Annotated in this window: 15 protein-coding genes; 10 read left to right on the plus strand and 5 right to left on the minus strand. The window is 59.6% G+C overall.

Features of this window, described 5'->3' with window-relative positions; all coding sequences use genetic code 11:
- Positions 1–108 precede the first annotated feature (108 nt).
- Positions 109–1,005: an NAD(P)-dependent oxidoreductase gene (locus IB252_RS02030; RefSeq protein WP_192406520.1), complete on the plus strand. Its 897-nt coding sequence runs from the start codon at positions 109–111 to the stop codon at positions 1,003–1,005.
- Here the strand turns inward: IB252_RS02030 and IB252_RS02035 are convergent.
- A complete protein-coding gene (locus IB252_RS02035) occupies positions 896–3,178 on the minus strand; it encodes a putative bifunctional diguanylate cyclase/phosphodiesterase (protein WP_192407558.1) in 2,283 nt (760 codons plus the stop codon). The two genes, IB252_RS02030 and IB252_RS02035, sit on opposite strands and share 110 nt — an antisense overlap.
- Positions 3,179–3,466: 288 nt before the next feature.
- Between IB252_RS02035 and IB252_RS02040 the strand changes: the two genes are divergently transcribed.
- Positions 3,467–4,816: a spinster family MFS transporter gene (locus IB252_RS02040; protein ID WP_192406522.1), complete on the plus strand. Its 1,350-nt coding sequence runs from the start codon at positions 3,467–3,469 to the stop codon at positions 4,814–4,816.
- Between the two features lie 188 nt (positions 4,817–5,004).
- On the opposite strand, the gene rapA is transcribed toward IB252_RS02040, so the two are convergent.
- Positions 5,005–7,851 (minus strand): RNA polymerase-associated protein RapA, encoded by a 2,847-nt coding sequence (gene rapA / locus IB252_RS02045; RefSeq protein WP_192406524.1) that lies wholly within the window; start codon positions 7,849–7,851, stop codon positions 5,005–5,007.
- Between the two features lie 218 nt (positions 7,852–8,069).
- On the opposite strand from rapA, the gene IB252_RS02050 reads away from it, so the two are divergent.
- The 3 genes from IB252_RS02050 to ccoM all read left to right on the plus strand — a co-directional run bounded on the left by IB252_RS02050 (position 8,070) and on the right by ccoM (position 8,929).
- Positions 8,070–8,411, plus strand: coding sequence for a hypothetical protein (locus IB252_RS02050; RefSeq protein WP_056739321.1), 342 nt, complete (start codon positions 8,070–8,072; stop codon positions 8,409–8,411).
- 98 nt (positions 8,412–8,509) lie between these two features.
- Positions 8,510–8,671 (plus strand): hypothetical protein, encoded by a 162-nt coding sequence (locus tag IB252_RS02055; protein WP_095128014.1) that lies wholly within the window; start codon positions 8,510–8,512, stop codon positions 8,669–8,671.
- 144 nt (positions 8,672–8,815) lie between these two features.
- Positions 8,816–8,929: a cytochrome c oxidase subunit CcoM gene (gene ccoM, locus IB252_RS30400; RefSeq protein ID WP_318183103.1), complete on the plus strand. Its 114-nt coding sequence runs from the start codon at positions 8,816–8,818 to the stop codon at positions 8,927–8,929.
- A gap of 270 nt (positions 8,930–9,199) precedes the next feature.
- Here the strand turns inward: ccoM and IB252_RS02060 are convergent, their stop codons facing one another.
- The 3 genes from IB252_RS02060 to IB252_RS02070 form a co-directional block, all read right to left on the minus strand.
- The gene (locus IB252_RS02060; protein WP_111450929.1) at positions 9,200–10,675 is read right to left on the minus strand and encodes an inorganic phosphate transporter; all 1,476 of its coding nucleotides are present in this window, start codon (positions 10,673–10,675) and stop codon (positions 9,200–9,202) included.
- A 376-nt stretch (positions 10,676–11,051) separates the two neighbouring features.
- Positions 11,052–11,252 (minus strand): hypothetical protein, encoded by a 201-nt coding sequence (locus IB252_RS02065; protein ID WP_007935837.1) that lies wholly within the window; start codon positions 11,250–11,252, stop codon positions 11,052–11,054.
- Positions 11,249–11,428, minus strand: coding sequence for a hypothetical protein (locus tag IB252_RS02070; protein ID WP_132834329.1), 180 nt, complete (start codon positions 11,426–11,428; stop codon positions 11,249–11,251). Before IB252_RS02070 ends, IB252_RS02065 begins: the two co-directional genes overlap by 4 nt.
- 503 nt (positions 11,429–11,931) lie before the next feature.
- Between IB252_RS02070 and pcaR the strand changes: the two genes are divergently transcribed.
- From pcaR to pcaF, 5 genes are all read left to right on the plus strand, one after another.
- Positions 11,932–12,774: a pca regulon transcriptional regulator PcaR gene (gene pcaR / locus IB252_RS02075; protein WP_008147316.1), complete on the plus strand. Its 843-nt coding sequence runs from the start codon at positions 11,932–11,934 to the stop codon at positions 12,772–12,774.
- Between the two features lie 289 nt (positions 12,775–13,063).
- On the plus strand, positions 13,064–14,410 hold the full coding sequence (locus IB252_RS02080) for an MFS transporter (RefSeq protein WP_111450928.1): 1,347 nt from the start codon (positions 13,064–13,066) through the stop codon (positions 14,408–14,410).
- A gap of 271 nt (positions 14,411–14,681) precedes the next feature.
- Entirely contained in the window at positions 14,682–15,539 is an 858-nt protein-coding gene (locus IB252_RS02085) for a CoA transferase subunit A (protein ID WP_059407998.1), read from the plus strand.
- On the plus strand, positions 15,539–16,318 hold the full coding sequence (locus tag IB252_RS02090) for a CoA-transferase subunit beta (RefSeq protein ID WP_095632377.1): 780 nt from the start codon (positions 15,539–15,541) through the stop codon (positions 16,316–16,318). Before IB252_RS02085 ends, IB252_RS02090 begins: the two co-directional genes overlap by 1 nt.
- Positions 16,315–17,520, plus strand: coding sequence for a 3-oxoadipyl-CoA thiolase (pcaF, locus tag IB252_RS02095; RefSeq protein WP_178082216.1), 1,206 nt, complete (start codon positions 16,315–16,317; stop codon positions 17,518–17,520). Before IB252_RS02090 ends, pcaF begins: the two co-directional genes overlap by 4 nt.
- The last annotated feature ends 26 nt before the right edge of the window (positions 17,521–17,546 follow it).

Raw genomic sequence — 17,546 nt, forward strand, 5'->3', positions numbered from 1 at the left:
TTTGGCCCAAGCGTCAGGGCCTTGGCCTGAGCATCGCTCGGGGGAATCCTTTCCTAAGTCATGATGAATCGGCCAATATTCGACGATCTTTAATCAAAAGGAGGCCAAATGATGGCAGCGTTACCTTCACTCGGGTTTGCCGGGGTCGGCCTGATGGGCTTGCCAATGTGCCAGCGCCTGTTGGCAGCGGGTTACCCGCTGACGGTGTGGAACCGCAATCCAGCCAAGTGCGCGCCGCTGGTCGAGGCCGGTGCACGACAGGTCGCCACGCCGGCTGAGCTGTGTCAGCACGCTGACGTGGTGATGTTGTGCCTGGCGGACACGTCGGTGGTTCGTGAGGTGGTGTTTGGCGCGGCAGGAATTGCGCAAGGTGCGAAAAGCGGTCAATTGCTGGTGGATTTTTCCAGCCTGGAACCTACCGCGACGCGGGAAATGGCGACAGCGCTGGTCGGCCAGGCCGGCATGAGCTGGCTGGATGCGCCGGTGTCCGGCGGAGTGGTCGGCGCCGAGGCTGGCAGCCTGGCGATCATGGTGGGCGGTGAAACGGCGGATCTTGAGCGCGTCAGGCCTGTGTTGTTGAACCTTGGTCAGCGCGTGACCCACATGGGCGCCGTCGGAGCGGGGCAGGTGACCAAGGCCTGCAATCAGATGATCGTCGCCTGCAACGCGCTGGTGATCGCCGAAGTCGTGGCGTTGGCCGAGCGTTCCGGGGTGCAGGCCAGTCTGATCGCCGAGGCGCTGGCAGGCGGGTTTGCCGATTCAAAGCCCTTGCAGATCCTCGGTCCGCAAATGGCCGAAAGCCGTTTCGAACCGGTGAAATGGCATGTGCGCACGCTGCTCAAGGACCTCGATACCGCGGTGAAGTTTTCCCGTGAGCAAGGCTCGGCCACGCCGATCAGTGGACTGGCCGCACAATTGATGCGACTGCATGGGAGCCAGGGATTCCTGGAAAAAGATCCGTCGACGCTAGTGCAGTTGTACCGCGAGCCAGACTCAAAGGGCTGACAGTGTGCAGGTGCTTGCGCTGGTTGATTTCGTTCAGCACCGGACGCAACTGCGCCAGCGGTATTGGACGACTGAGCAGGTAGCCCTGCACGAAGTCGCAGCCGTTACGCTCCAGAAACTCGTATTGCTCAAGGGTTTCGACGCCTTCGGTCACCACCTGCAAATGCAGCGTGTGGGCCATGACGATGATCGCTTGAACGATTTCCATGTCCTGGGTGGCCTTGGGGATGTCCTGGATGAACGAACGGTCGATCTTCAGCGTGTTGAGTGGCAGTCGTTTGAGATAGGCCAGTGATGAGTAACCGGTGCCGAAGTCATCAATCGACAGCGACACGCCGAGGGCACGAATCTGGCGCAGCAACACCAGCGTATCGGCGATGTTGCCCATCAGCGCATTTTCCGTCACTTCCAGTTCCAGCCGCTGCGGCGCCACTCCGGCGACCCGCAGCGCGTGTTCGATTTCATCGGCCAATGATTCGCGCGCCAGGTTCAGGGGCGAGCAGTTCACGGCGATGTGGAGTTCTTCGCAACCCTGACGCGACAACTCGCCCAGGTCCTCACAGGCTTTGCGCAGGACCCAGTTATCCAGTTCGGCAATCAGGCCGTTGGCCTCGGCGATGGCAATGAACCGGTCCGGTGCCAGCAGTCCGTGAACCGGATGTTGCCAGCGGACCAGCGCTTCAAGTTTGCTGACCTGAGCGGTTTTCAGGTCATAGATCGGTTGGTAATAGAGCATCAGTCCGGTGTTTTCGCGCAGGGCGTGGCGCAGCTCTTCTTCCAGTTGCAGTTCCAGCGTCGCGCGGGTTTTCAGGTTTTCGCTAAAAAAATTCAAGCCATTGCGCCCGCTGTCCTTGGACTGATACAGCGCCAGGTCAGCGTTTTTCAGCAATTCTTCGCAGGTCTTGCCATCTTCCGGAAACACGCTGATACCGATACTGGTGGTCATGACCATGCGCCGCCCGGACAGCTCGATGGGCTCCTTCATTTTCGCCATGATGCGTTGGGCCATGTGCCGCGCTTCATCATGATCATGCAGGCTGATGAGGATGCAAAACTCGTCGCCTCCGAAGCGCGCAACGACATCTTCGTGGCTGCGAACCGAGCACTTTATGTGGCTGGCCAGGACTTTGAGCAATTCGTCGCCGGCATCATGGCCGAGGCTGTCGTTGATCCGCTTGAAATGGTCGATGTCCAGGAACAGCACCGCCAGCATGCCGCCTTCGTTGGTTTTCTCGATGAGTTTCTCGGCAAAAATCTGGTTGAAGCCACGGCGGTTGATCAGGTTGGTCAGGGGGTCATAGTGCGCCACCTGTTGTAACGACATCCGCGCCTGGTCCAGTTGACTGAGCAGGGCGTTGACCCGTTGCAGATCGCGCTCCTTGTTTTGCAGCTTCTTGTCCGCCAGCGCCGCGCTGATGCTGCTGCCGATGATCAGCAGCGTCATGACCGCCACCGTCAGACCCAGTTGCAGATGATTGTTTGCGCCGGGCAGCGGCAGGAGGCTGTCGGTGGGCAGCACCAGATTGAAGGCGGCCATGGCGGTGACGTGCATGCTGATAATGCCTGCGCCGAGCACCAGGCTGGCGCTGTATTTGAGCAGTTGATGGAACAGTCCGGTGCCGTCGCGCAGATGACTTGATATCAGCAGGGCTGCAAGGCTGGCACCGATGGCGAACACAATGGAGAGGGCGAACAGCGAGGGTTGGTAATAGGCCATCGCACTCGAACGCATGGCGGTCATGCCCACGTAATGCATGGTGGCGATGCCCAGGCCAATGCAGATCGACGCCTGGAGATATTGCCAAAAACTCAGGCGAGGATGGCTGAGAGCATGCATGGCCAGCCACGAGGCGAGCAGGGCGATCAACAGAGAAAGGAGAATGATGGATAAGTCATATTGAATGTCGATCGGCGCCTTGAATGCCAGCATGCCGATGAACTGCATGGCCCAGATCCCCCCCGCCAGGCAACTGGCACCGACCCAGCGCCAGAGCCGCTGCGAGGCGGGTTTTTCCACGTGACCGACCCGTTCGGCCATGTCCAATGTGGCAAAGCTACCGACACCGGCGACCAAATAGGCCAGCAGAACCAGAAAAGGGTCAAGTGTGCCGTTGAGTATTACCTGGCCGTTCGCCGTCAGCTCGGTAATGAAATGCAACCCAAGCCACTCCATAGCATGCCCCATTGTCATCCTGGCTGGCGCCATGAACGCTGGCGAATGCATTGGAGTATAGAAGGCGTGTTTAGAGTGCAAACGATAGTGGCACGTTGGCCCTAACCATTTTGGAATGAGCGTTAGAGCGTTTGGAGATAAATGGTGTATCAGCTGCGACATCTTCCATGGGCGGATATCAGCTTTACAAATAATGACAGACAGCTATGGCGGGCCTGACTAGATTGCAGGTTCCGGGCTCGGATGCGCTGGCAGTGAAGCCCCAATAACAATAAAAGAGACGGACCCATGCAGAACTCGACCCAAGCGGCGAATGCCTGGCGCATTCTGTTCCTGCTGTTCCTGGCCAACCTGTTCAACTTCTTCGACCGCACCATTCCGGCCATCATCATCGAACCGATCCGCATGGAATGGCACCTCAGCGACTTTCAGCTGGGGATCATCGGTACCGCATTCACCCTCGTTTATGCCATTGCCGGCCTGCCTCTGGGACGGATGGCCGATACCGGTTCGCGCAGCAAATTGATGGGCTGGGGCCTGGCGGCGTGGAGCGGGCTGACGGCGGTCAACGGACTGGTGGGGAGTTTCTGGGCGTTCCTGATCGTGCGCATGGGCATCGGCATCGGTGAAGCCAGTTACGCACCGGCCGCCAACTCGCTGATCGGCGACCTGTTCCCGGCCCACCGCCGGGCGCGGGCGATGGGTATCTTCATGCTGGGGCTGCCGTTGGGACTGCTGTTAGCGTTCTTCACCATCGGCGCGATGGTCAAGGCGTTCGACAGCTGGCGCGCGCCGTTCTTTATCGCGGCAGTGCCGGGGCTGATCCTGGCGATCTTCATGTTCTTTATCAAAGAGCCGAAACGCGGCGCCGCAGAGAGTGTGCAGGTTTCTCAGGAGCGCGTAGACCGGCCAATCCGTCGGGTGTTGGCGGTGCCGACTTTCCTGTGGCTGGTGATGGCGGGGCTGTGCTTCAACTTCGCCACGTATGCCTGCAACTCGTTTCTGGTGCCGATGCTGCAGCGCTATTTCCTGATGCCATTACAGGAAGCGGCGGTGGCGACCGGGGTGATCGTCGGCGTGACCGGATTGTTCGGCCTGACACTGGGCGGTTGGGTCGCGGACAAGATTCACCAGCGGGTGGCCAATGGCCGACTGCTGTTTGCCGCGTTCAGCTTGATCATCTCGACGGTGTGCACGGCGTGGGCGCTGCATTCCGGGCGGATCGAGATCGGTGTGTTTGTGGCGGTGTTCAGTGTGGGCTGGTTGTTTGCCTACAACTTCTACACCTGCGTTTATACCGCCATTCAGGACGTAGTCGAGCCGCGCTTGCGAGCTACGGCCATGGCGCTGTTCTTTGCCGGGTTGTATTTGCTGGGGGGTGGTTTGGGGCCGGTGGTGGTGGGGGCATTGTCCGACCACTTTGCGCATACGGCGATGCTCTCGGCCGGAGCTGAACAGATGACCGAAGCGTTCAAGGCTGTCGGCTTGCACGACGCGATGTATTTGATCCCGGTGGCGCTATTTTTCACCATGGTGTTTCTGTTCCTGGCTTCGCGGTGTTTTGTGCGCGATGCCAAGCGGATGAAGGAAGGGTTGGTGGCGGTGGTTGAGCCTGTGGGGGCTGCGGTGACTGCATGATCGCCATCGCGAGCAGGCTCGCTCCCACAGGTGATTAATGGTGTTCATAAAATAGTGTGGCCACATCAGATCCCCTGTGGGAGCGAGCCTGCTCGCGATGAGGCCATCAGCAACACCACAACAATCAAGCAGAAAAAAGGCCCGCATCGCTGCGGGCCTTCTTTTTATAGCGGGGTGGAGCAGGGGATTTAGCCCGCCACCAACACCCGAATCGCTTCCAGCCGCAGCGCAGCCTTGTCGAGCATGGCCAGGCCTTGCTCGCGTTGCTTGCGCAGGGCAACCAGTTCGCTGTCGCGCACGGTCGGGTTGACCGCTTGCAACGCGGTCAGGCGCGCCAATTCTTCGTCGGTGTCGGCGGCCAGGCGACGCTGCGCCTCAGCCACGCGCTCGGCGTGACGCGGGAAGATTTTCTCTTCACCGGCGTTGATCCGTGGCGTCAGCTGATCGCGCTGAGCCTGGATGAACTTGTTGGCGCTGGCACGCGGCACGCTTTCCAGCTGATCGTTAAGGGTTTCGAACGACACACGGGCCGACAGGTCGTTGCCATTGGCATCGAGCAGGCAGCGCAGGGCGGCCGGCGGCAGGTAACGGCCCAGTTGCAGCGAGCGCGGGGCAACCACTTCGCTGACGTAGAGCAATTCCAGCAACACGGTGCCGGGCTTCAATGCCTTGTTCTTGATCAGCGCCACGGCGGTGTTGCCCATGGAACCGGACAAGACCAGGTCCATGCCGCCTTGAACCATCGGGTGCTCCCAGGTAATGAACTGCATGTCTTCGCGAGACAGCGCCTGGTTGCGGTCGTAAGTGATGGTCACGCCTTCGTCGTCGCCCAGCGGGAAGCTGGCGTCGAGCATTTTTTCGCTCGGCTTGAGGATCAGCGCGTTTTCCGAATGGTCTTCGCTGTCGATGCCGAAGGCGTCGAACAACGTTTCCATGTAGATCGGCAGGGCGAACTGGTCGTCTTGCTCAAGGATGTCCTCGACCAGTGCATCACCTTCGCCAGCGCCGCCGGAATTGAGTTCCAGCAAGCGGTCACGGCCGGTATGCAGCTCGGCTTCCATGCGTTCGCGCTCGGCGCGGGCTTCGTCTATCAGCGCTTGCCACTCGCCGTCGTCGGCATTTTCCAGCAGCGGCAGCAGGCGCGGGCCGAACTGATGCTGCAGGGCGTTGCCGGTCGGGCAGGTGTTGAGGAACGCGTTCAGCGCTTCGTGGTACCACTGGAACAGGCGCTGTTGCGGGCTGGTTTCCAGGTACGGCACGTGCAGTTCGATGATGTGCTTCTGGCCGATCCGGTCCAGACGACCGATACGCTGCTCCAGCAGGTCCGGGTGCGAGGGCAGATCGAACAGCACCAAGTGGTGCGAGAACTGGAAGTTACGACCTTCACTACCGATTTCCGAGCAGATCAGCACTTGTGCGCCAAATTCTTCGTCGGCGAAGTAGGCGGCGGCGCGGTCACGCTCGAGGATGTTCATGCCTTCGTGGAAGACCGTGGCCGGGATGCCGGAGCGCACGCGCAGGGCGTCTTCCAGATCCATGGCGGTTTCGGCGTGGGCGCAGATCACCAGCACTTTGGTGCGCTTGAGCATCTTCAGCGTGTCGATCAGCCACTCGACGCGCGGGTCGAATTTCCACCAGCGTTCTTCTTCGTTGGCGTCCGGCTGGGCCTGGAAGCTGACTTCCGGGTACAGCTCGGCGTGATCACCCAATGGCAATTCGAGGTATTCGTCGGGGCATGGCAGCGGGTACGGATGCAGTTTGCGCTCCGGGAAACCCTGCACGGCGGCGCGGGTGTTGCGGAACAGCACGCGGCCGGTGCCGTGGCGGTCGAGCAGTTCGCGGACCAGACGGGCGCTGGCTTCGGTGTCGCCATCGTTGACGGCGGTCAGCAGCGCTTCGCCTTCGTTGCCGAGGAAACCGTGAATGGTCTTGTGTGCTTCAGGCGACAGGCGCCCCTTATCCAGCAGCTCCTGGACGGCTTCGGCCACCGGGCGATAGTTTTCGCTTTCGGCGCGGAAGGCGTGCAGGTCATGGAAACGGTTCGGATCGAGCAGGCGCAGACGCGCAAAGTGGCTGTCCTGACCCAGTTGTTCCGGGGTTGCGGTCAGCAGCAAAACGCCGGGAATGACTTCGGCCAGTTGTTCAACCAGCGAGTATTCCGGGCTGGCCTTGTCTTCATGCCACACCAAGTGGTGCGCTTCGTCGACGACCATCAGGTCCCAACCGGCGGCGAACAGCGCGTCCTGGGCCTTCTCGTCTTCTACCAGCCACTCGAGTGCAACCAGCGCGAGCTGGGTGTCTTCGAACGGGTTGGCGGCATCGCTTTCGATGAAGCGTTCTTCGTCGAACAGCGCAACTTGCAGGTTGAAGCGGCGGCGCATCTCGACCAGCCACTGGTGCTGAAGGTTCTCCGGAACCAGGATCAGCACGCGGTTGGCGCGGCCCGAGAGCAGTTGGCGATGGATCACCAGGCCGGCTTCGATGGTTTTACCCAGACCCACTTCGTCCGCCAGCAGAACCCGCGGCGCAATGCGGTCGGCGACTTCACGGGCGATGTGCAGCTGGTGCGCGATCGGTTGCGCACGTACGCCACCGAGGCCCCAAAGCGCGGACTGCAATTGGCGGCTGGTGTGTTCCAGGGTGTTATATCGCAGGGAGAACCAGGCCAGCGGGTCGATCTGCCCGGCGAACAAACGATCGCTGGCCAGACGGAACTGAATGAAGTTCGATAGTTGGGTTTCCGGCAGGGTAACCACTTCGTTGTGCCCGTTGAGGCCGTGGTAAACCAGCAGGCCGTCGATGTCGTCGACTTCCTGTACGGTCAGTTTCCAGCCTTCGAAGTGAGTGATCGAGTCACCCGGCGAAAACCGCACGCGGGTGAGGGGCGCATTCCGTAGCGCGTACTGGCGAGTCTCGCCAGTGGCCGGGTAGAGCACGGTCAACAAGCGGCCGTCCTGTGCCAGAACGGTGCCTAAACCCAGCTCGGCTTCGCTGTCACTGATCCAGCGTTGCCCCGGTTGATACTGCTGCGCCATGCTGCCTGACTCCCACCTTGAAAAAGCGGGCTATCTTAACGGAATGAGGGCTTCAGGGCCAAAGGACTCTCATAAAAACTCGCAGTCTTACGTTAGTCCAATGATGCAGCGCCTGCAGGTCGGGGCACCTATTCGTGCCAAACGGGTCACAGTTTGCGACCGATGGCTCAAGTCGGCATCCCCGCAGCCGACAGCCTGCTGACAGGAGACCAATAATTATGCTGCTACCGATGCTCCCCTTGAGTGCCGTGCCAATCACCTCACAGCAGGATCCGATTCGCCAGCGGCCGGATATTCCACCCGTGGTCCCGGTGCAGGAAAGCTCCAACGAAAGCACCATCGACCTGCAGCAGCGCGATCCGGAAGAGGCGGGGTTTCAGCTGCGCGAGGAACAGCGCCGCAAGCAGGAGCAGCAAAGGCGCCGCCGCGAAGCTGATGAAGATCCTGAAGAACACCTGGCGATTCCTGGTGACGAGCTCAACGCCGACAATACCGTGCCAGTGGCGCCATTGATGGAAGATCAGCCACGGCAGGGTTTGTGGGTCGATATCCAGATTTGAGCTCATGGCTGGTCAGCGCTGCCATCAGACCGCATTATTGGCACATCCTTGCCTGCAGATGCGGCCACTGAATTCATTCCAAGCGATGCCTGAGCACCATGAGCCAAGACGACAAGCTGATCGACCTCAACGCCGAACGCGCCAAGCGGGTTCATGACCTTAATGAAAAGCGCCTGAACGAAGTGCGCCAGGCATTCGAGCACGCCATGCCGTTGGGTAAAGCGAAGAAAAAGCCGAAGAACAAACCGAAAAAGCGTTGAAACACCCTGCATCGATTGATGCAGGTCAGTTATTTCCCCTCCTTTACGCCCAGTCTCGGGCGATATTGATCCCGGTCAATTTATTCTCCTGCCTGATTGGTTAACTTAGCCCCATCGCAACAAAGCAACCGCAGGAGGCCAGTCATGTTTCTCGACAACGTGGTGATCGCCGGAGTGCTGACAGTCGGCCTCATGGTTCTGTTTTTTGCAGGGTTTGGATTTTTTATCTGGAAAGATTCGCACAAGCGCAAACCGTAGGTCTTTCTGGAAGCAATGAGCACGCAAGGCATTTTGGGCAACTTCGGTTGCCCTTTTTTTTGCGTCTGAAAATCTATCCAAATACGCCGACCCATTGTAGGAGCCGAGCTTGCTCGCGATGGGGCCATAACATTCAACATCCATTTTGCCTGTAAGGCCGCTATCGCGAGCAAGCTCGGCTCCTACAGGTTTTGTGGTGTTTTGAGTTTCCGGTGGGCAATAAAAAGGCGCGAACCTCACGGAACGCGCCTTTTTCGTTGCAGCGATGTATCAGCTGCCCAGTGCCTTCGACGCAAGCCAGAACAGGCCGGCCGACAGGGCCACTGTGGCTGGCAGGGTCAGGATCCAGGCCAGCAGGATGGTTTTGACGGTGCCACCCTGAAGGCCGCTTTTATTGGCGACCATGGTGCCGGCCACGCCCGAGGACAGGACGTGGGTGGTGGAAACCGGCAGGCTGAAGATGTTGGCCAGGCCGATCATGCCCGCGGTGGTGATCTGTGCAGACATGCCTTGAGCGTAGGTCATGCCTTGCTTGCCGATCTTCTCGCCGATGGTCAGAACCACACGCTTCCAGCCAACCATGGTACCCAGGCCGAGTGCCAGAGCGACCGCCAGAATCACCCAGAACGGGGCATATTCGGTGGTGGTGGTCAGGTCTTTGCGTAACTTGTCCAGGTCAGCCTTTTCACGGGCAGCGAGACCAGGAAGCTTGCTGACTTTCTTCGCTGTGTCGTCCAGGCAGAGCAGGTAGCGACGCACTTCGATGCGGCTTTCCGCCGGCAGCGAGTGGTAGTCCGCTACACCTTTAAGGGTGCCGAGCAGGGCGGTGATGGTCGGTTCGGTCTGTTGCGGATTGCAACGGAATTTCTCCGGCAGGTCGCCTTCCACGCTTTTGCCCAGGGCCAGGAATTCACCCAGCGTATCGGCATTGCGCTTGTAGAACTGGCTCAGGTGCAGGGTCGCGTCGCGAGTCCGTTCGATCTGGTAGGTTGTGCTGCCCAGGTCGAGTACGAACTGCGCCGGCACGATACCGATCAGCACCAGCATGATCAGGCCGATACCTTTCTGGCCATCGTTGGAACCGTGCACGAAGCTCACGGCCATGGCCGAGATCACCAGTACCAGACGGTTCCAGAACGGTGGGTGCTTCTTGTCATCGAGCTTGCGGCGCTGGTCCGGTGTCTTGTGCATCTTCGACAGCGGACGCCACCATTTCAGTCCGATGAGGACCAAAGCGGCAACGAGGAAACCGGCCATTGGCGAGAACACCAGGGACGCACCGATATCGATCGCTTTCTGCCAGTTCACGCCATCAGCCAACGGAATGTCGTTGATCAAGGCGTTGGCAAGGCCGACACCGAGGATCGACCCGATCAGCGTATGGGAGCTGGAAGCCGGGATACCGAAGTACCAGGTGCCCAGGTTCCAGGTGATAGCAGCGGCGAGCAACGAGAACACCATGGCCAGCCCGTGACCGGTGTTCACATTGATCAGCAGCTCTACCGGCAGCAGGTGGACGATGGCATACGCCACGCCGACACCGCCCAGCAGCACGCCAAGGAAGTTGAACACACCGGAAAAAAACACCGCCAGATGGGGCGGCATGGCTTTGGTGTAGATAACAGTGGCCACCGCGTTAGCGGTGTCATGAAAGCCGTTGATGAACTCGAAGGCGAGGACAAAGGCCAGGGCGAGCAAGAGGCTCACAAGCACCCAAGCATCTAGTCCGCTGAATAAATCGATCATGAAGGTTTTCTGACCCGGTCGTAAGGGGGCGCGATTATGCCAGAAAAGACTGCTAATCAATGCACTTGCTGCTCATCGGTAACATTCTTCAACGAATTAATTTTCGGCAACGGCCCAAGCCCCAGGTTTTTACTGGGTTTTGCAAGTCATTGAATTTCTTTGAAAAGGCCGCAGACACAAGGCGTTCTCTCGTAGGAGCAAGAGGTTTTAACGCTTGTGTGAAATATCTGAAAAGAGGGCCAGAGATGCGCCATTTACCTCATCCGGTGGGTGAGGTGACCGCTGCCCGCTGGTAGCGGGCGCGAAAGGCATCATCGATACATCCCGTTTTTAACGGGTGCAGACGCAGACCCTTGAAAGGATTCAGGCCGAGGGCTTATGGCTCTTCGGCTTTGAGTTCCTTTTCCATTTTCTGCAATTCTTGAGTGAAAGCCTGATCCTGAACGGTGGCGCGTTTACGCCAGGGTTTGCGTTCCGGTTCGGGCTGAGCGGCGTAGGTGGTGACTTCCCCGCCGTAAACTTCCTTGTAACGTTGTTCCTGGCGCTCAAGTTCCGCGCGCAGTTCGTCTTTCGTCACAGTGCTACCTGATTGAGTTGAGATAAATTCTGGTGAAACGACTGCATCAAATGTATTTGACCACGCTCGTCGAATGGAACAAGGCCCGCAAAGGCATCATTTTTTACGGCGTTGCGATCAATTACTTCCATGTTGCAGGCGGCCACGGCACCAGAGATAAACAGCTGACGTAGCATCAGTTTCCTGTTTCAGCGAACACCTTGGCGAAGCATATGCAATGAATGTCAGGCGTTTGCTGCGGGTAACGGCGATGGAACATCGCGCTACCGGGCGGCGGAATCGGCAATTAAAAACCGGTCACCACTGAATTTCATTATAGCGGTCGATTCGAAGAACACTATCGCCAAAGAGTTAAAAGTGGGTCTTGATGTGTGATTGTTTTGTTACTCGCAACTTTATACGGCTAATAGGTGGTTCTGCGGCACGACGTTACAGTGATGCCTTTCTGACGCCATGAAGTCGAACAAGTTAGGACATTACATCGAACCTTCTAGTTTGCGTCAGAGCCAGTGTAAAAAACTGGTGCAGGCAAGCCCGTTCAATAAAATCGAATCGGCGGGTCCGATTGCGATTATCGGTCGATGGTTCGATAATCGCACGGTGTTGGCTGGCCGGGGTTGTGCGAGGGACCGGCTGCCGCTTGTAATAGCCGCTGAACCGTGTGGGAAAAGGACCTTTTATGAACGATCAAATGCGCAATTCCTTCGCTTCAGTGGCGCCGCCGATCGTTGCCTCGCCCGCCAAGCGGATCCAGGCACTGACCGGCGACCCGGATTTCATGACGTCCTTGGCCCGAGGCCTGGCTGTGGTGCAGGCGTTCCAGGAACGCAAACGTCACCTCACTATCGCCCAGATCAGTCATCGCACGGAAATTCCCCGCGCCGCTGTGCGACGTTGCCTGCACACGCTGATCAAACTCGGCTACGCCACCACCGACGGCCGAACCTATTCGCTGTTGCCAAAAGTACTGACGCTTGGCCATGCCTATGTGTCCTCGACGCCGCTGGCGGTTTCCGCTCAGCCCTACCTGGACCGCATGAGCGAGCAACTTCATGAAGCTTGCAACATGGCCACTCTGGAAGGCGATGACATCTTGTACATCGCTCGTTCGGCCACCACCCAGCGACTGATTTCCGTCGACCTGTCGGTCGGTGGACGTCTGCCTGCCTATTGCACTTCGATGGGTCGGATTCTTCTCGCAGCGCTGGACGATACGTCACTGCGCGAGTACCTCGACCATGCCGAGCTGCAAGCCAAGACCAGCCGAACCCTGCACACCCCCGAGGCGTTGCTCGAATGCCTGCAAGAGGTGCGGCAGCAAGGCTGGTGCATCGTCGATCAGGAACTGGAGCAAGGTCTGCGCTCGATTGCCGTTCCGGTGTACGACGCTTCCGGCCAAGTGGTGGCGGCGCTAAACGTCAGTACCCACGCCGGCCGAGTCAGCCGCAACGAGCTGGAACAACGTTTCCTGCCTGGCCTTCTGAGCGCGAGTCGCGACCTCAGCGCGCAACTCTTCGCCTAAGCTGTTCGATAAACGCACAGAGTCGCGTTTATCGAATTGACGCTCTTTCCCTTGGATCATTAATGTCGCGGCAGCGTCATCCGGCGCTGCTGTTCTCGCTCCATTGCCGGGCGACGACCCCAATAATAATGAGAAGAGGCACCTCCCATGCGTACGTTTCCCGACTGTCGCTGTTCCCATCGGTTTCCCTGCCGGAACCGCATCGCCTGATTCCGATCCCCCTTTCTTGTGACAGCGTCAGCCTTGGCTGACACCCGTTCGACTGCGTTCTTTGCGTGGAATAAAAATAATGAACCAGCCCCAGTCTGCTGTAGGAAACTGCCTCGACGTGCAGTCCTTCATCAATGCTCAACCCATTTCGCGCTACCAATGGCGAGTGGTGATCCTGTGTTTCCTGATTGTTTTCCTCGATGGCCTCGACACGGCGGCCATGGGTTTTATCGCGCCCGCCCTGTCTCAGGATTGGGGCATCGACCGCGCCAGTCTCGGCCCGGTGATGAGCGCGGCGCTGATCGGAATGGTCTTCGGTGCACTGGGTTCTGGCCCATTGGCTGACCGCTTCGGGCGAAAAATCGTACTGGTGGGCGCGGTGCTGTTGTTCGGCGCGTTCAGCCTGGCTTCGGCTTACAGCACCAACGTCGATCAGTTGCTGGTGCTGCGATTCCTCACCGGCCTGGGCCTTGGTGCCGGTATGCCGAACGCCACGACGCTGCTGTCCGAGTACACCCCGGAGCGCAAGAAGTCCCTGCTGGTGACCAGCATGTTCTGCGGCTTCAACCTCGGCATGGCGGGCGGCGGTTTCATTTCCGCCAAACTGATTCCGGCCTTTGGCTGGCACAGTCTGCTGATGATCGGCGGGATTTTGCCGCTGATCCTCGCCGTCGTATTGCTGTTCTGGCTGCCGGAATCGGCACGCTACCTCGTCGTCCGCAATCGCGGCACTGACAAAGTGCGCAAGACCCTGGCGCCCATCGATCCAACCGTCGTCGCCCAGGCTTCCAGCTTCAGCGTGCCGGAACAGAAAACCGTGAAGGCCCGCAACGTGTTCGCGGTGATCTTCTCCGGCACCTACAGCACCGGCACTTTGTTGCTGTGGCTAACCTATTTCATGGGGTTGGTGATCGTTTATCTGCTGACCAGTTGGCTGCCGACGCTGATGCGTGACAGTGGCGCGAGCATGGAGCAGGCGGCATTCATCGGCGCGTTGTTCCAGTTTGGCGGGGTGTTGAGCGCGGTGGGCGTGGGCTGGGCGATGGACCGGTTCAATCCGCACAAGGTTATCGGCATTTTCTATCTATTCGCCGGGGTGTTTGCCTACGCGGTAGGGCAGAGCCTGGGCAACATCACGCTATTGGCGACGTTGGTGCTCGTGGCCGGGATGTGCGTCAACGGTGCGCAATCGGCGATGCCTTCTCTGGCGGCGCGTTTTTATCCTACGCAGGGGCGGGCGACCGGGGTGTCGTGGATGCTCGGGATTGGCCGCTTTGGCGCGATTCTCGGCGCATGGATGGGGGCAACGCTACTGGGGCTGGGCTGGAACTTTGAACAAGTGCTGACAGCGCTGGTGATTCCAGCGGCATTGGCGACCACGGCGGTGGTGATCAAGGGCATGGTCAGCCATGCGGATGCGACCTGAGGGCAGTTTCCGGAATTGTTATTGAATTGACGGGCCTCTTCGCGAGCAAGCCCGCTCCCACAGTTGATCGCATTCCCCTGTGGGAGCGGGCTTGCTCGCGAAGCATTTGAACTTATCGATAGGCAGGCAACAATGTGTTCGATAAACGAACACTCAGTCGATTATCGGATTGTTTGGCGTTTTTCAGGGGCTTACTCTTCAGTCATTCCGGCGCTGCGCATCGCGCCTTTTTCTTCCACTGTCGGTTCATAACAAAACGGGAGCCTGCCCCATGGCTGAAATCCTTTCGCTGCACGACGCGGTGAAGCAATTCGTTAACGACGGCGATACCGTCGCGCTCGAAGGCTTCACTCACCTGATCCCTACGGCGGCGGGTCACGAAATCATTCGTCAGGGCAAGAAAGACCTGACCCTGGTGCGGATGACGCCTGACCTGATCTACGACCAGTTGATCGGTGCCGGTTGTGCTCGCAAGCTGATTTTCTCCTGGGGCGGCAACCCGGGCGTCGGTTCGCTGCATCGCCTGCGTGACGCCGTAGAGAAACAGTGGCCGCACGCGCTGGAAATCGAAGAGCACAGCCACGCCGACCTGGCAAACGCCTACGTCGCTGGCGCCTCCGGCCTACCATTTGCGGTGCTGCGTGCCTACGCCGGCTCCGACCTGCCGAAGGTCAACCCGCTGATCAAAACCGTCACCTGCCCATTCACCGGTGAAGTATTGGCGGCCGTGCCTTCGGTGCGCCCGGACATCACCGTGATTCACGCGCAGAAGGCTGACCGCAAAGGCAACGTGTTGCTGTGGGGCATTCTCGGCGTGCAGAAAGAAGCGGCACTGGCCGCCAAGCGCTGCATCGTTACCGTCGAAGAAATCGTCGATGACCTCAATGCTCCGATGAACTCCTGCGTTCTGCCGACCTGGGCCTTGAGCGCGGTCTGCCACGTCCCTGGCGGCGCGCATCCGTCCTACGCGCACGGCTACAACGAGCGCGATAACCGTTTCTACCAGGCTTGGGACCCGATTGCCCGCGACCGTGACACCTTCACCGCGTGGATCAACGAGTACATCCACGGCTGCGCTGACTTCAGCGAGTTCCAGGCCAAACTGGCCGCTGCTTCGGAGGCCAAGTAATGACTTACACCACCAATGAAATGATGACTGTCGCCGCTGCCCGCCGTCTGAAAAACGGTTCGGTGTGTTTCGTCGGCATCGGCCTGCCGTCGAAAGCCGCCAACCTGGCGCGTCTGACTTCCTCGCCGGATGTAGTCCTTATCTACGAATCGGGTCCGATCGGTGCCAAGCCGAGCGTACTGCCGCTGTCGATCGGTGACGGTGAGCTGGCGGAAACCGCTGACACCGTCGTCCCGACCGGTGAGATTTTTCGCTATTGGTTGCAGGGCGGGCGCATCGACGTCGGTTTCCTCGGCGCCGCGCAAGTCGACCGCTTCGGCAACATCAACACCACCGTGGTCGGCGATTACCATCAGCCGAAAGTCCGCCTGCCGGGTGCCGGTGGCGCGCCGGAGATCGCTGGCTCGGCGAAAAGTGTGCTGATCATCCTAAAGCAGTCGGCGCGCTCCTTTGTCGACAAACTCGACTTCATTACCTCGGTCGGCCATGGCGAGGGCGGTGATTCGCGCAAGCGTCTCGGCCTGCCGGGCGCCGGTCCGGTCGGCATCATTACCGACCTGTGCATCATGGAACCGGAAGCCGGCACCCATGAATTCGTGGTCACCGCACTGCACCCGGGCGTGACCCGCGAGCAAGTGACCGCGGCCACCGGTTGGGCTGTTCGTTTTGCCGAGCACGTTGAAAACACCGCCGAGCCGACCGAAGTCGAACTGAAGGCGCTGCGTGATCTGGAAGCCCGCACTGCCGCGGCCCACGGTCAAGCACCGGGAGAAGCCTGATGCGCGACGTTTATATCTGCGACGCGATTCGCACCCCCATCGGCCGTTTCGGCGGTGGCCTGTCGGCGGTTCGCGCCGACGACCTGGCCGCCGTGCCGATCAAGGCATTGATGGAGCGCAACCCGTCGGTGGACTGGAACGCAGTGGACGAGGTGTTCCTCGGTTGCGCCAACCAGGCCGGCGAAGACAACCGCAACGTGGCACGCATGGCGTTGTTGCTGGCGGGCCTGCCGGAAACCATTCCGGGCGTGACCCTCAATCGCCTCTGCGCCTCGGGTATGGACGCGATCGGCACTGCCTTTCGCGCCATCGCCAGTGGCGAGATGGAGTTGGCAATTGCCGGCGGCGTCGAGTCGATGTCCCGCGCACCGTTCGTGATGGGCAAGGCCGATGCGGCGTTCTCGCGCAACATGAAGCTGGAAGACACCACCATCGGCTGGCGTTTCATCAACCCGTTGATGAAAGCCCAATACGGCGTGGATGCGATGCCGCAGACCGCCGACAACGTGGCTGACGATTACGAAATTTCCCGCGAGGATCAGGACGCTTTCGCACTGCGCAGTCAGCAGCGGACAGCCGCCGCGCAAGCCGCAGGATTTTTCGCCGAAGAAATCGTTGAAGTGCGCATTGCCCACAAGAAGGGGGAAAGTGTCGTCAGCCAGGATGAGCATCCTCGCGCAGACACCACCCTGGAAACCCTGGCCAAACTCAAACCGGTCAACGGTCCTGACAAAACCGTCACCGCCGGCAATGCTTCCGGGGTGAACGACGGTGCCGCGGCGTTGATTCTGGCCTCGGCCGACGCCGTGAAAAAGCACGGCTTGACCGCCCGCGCCAAAGTGCTGGGCATGTCGAGCGCCGGTGTCGCACCCCGGGTGATGGGCATTGGCCCGGTGCCGGCGGTGCGCAAACTGACCGAACGTCTCGGCCTGGCGGTCAGCGATTTCGACGTGATCGAACTCAACGAAGCGTTCGCCAGCCAAGGCTTGGCCGTGCTGCGTGAACTGGGGCTGGCGGACGATGCAGCCCAGGTCAATCCGAACGGTGGCGCCATTGCCTTGGGCCATCCGTTGGGCATGAGCGGCGCCCGCCTGGTACTGACCGCGCTGCATCAGCTGGAAAAGACCGGTGGCAAGAAAGGTCTGGCGACCATGTGCGTCGGCGTTGGCCAAGGTCTGGCTTTGGCGATCGAACGGGTCTGACACGCGGCGTAACTAATAAGAACTGA

The organism is Pseudomonas sp. PDM10 (assembly GCF_014852295.1).
Taxonomy (GTDB): domain Bacteria; phylum Pseudomonadota; class Gammaproteobacteria; order Pseudomonadales; family Pseudomonadaceae; genus Aquipseudomonas.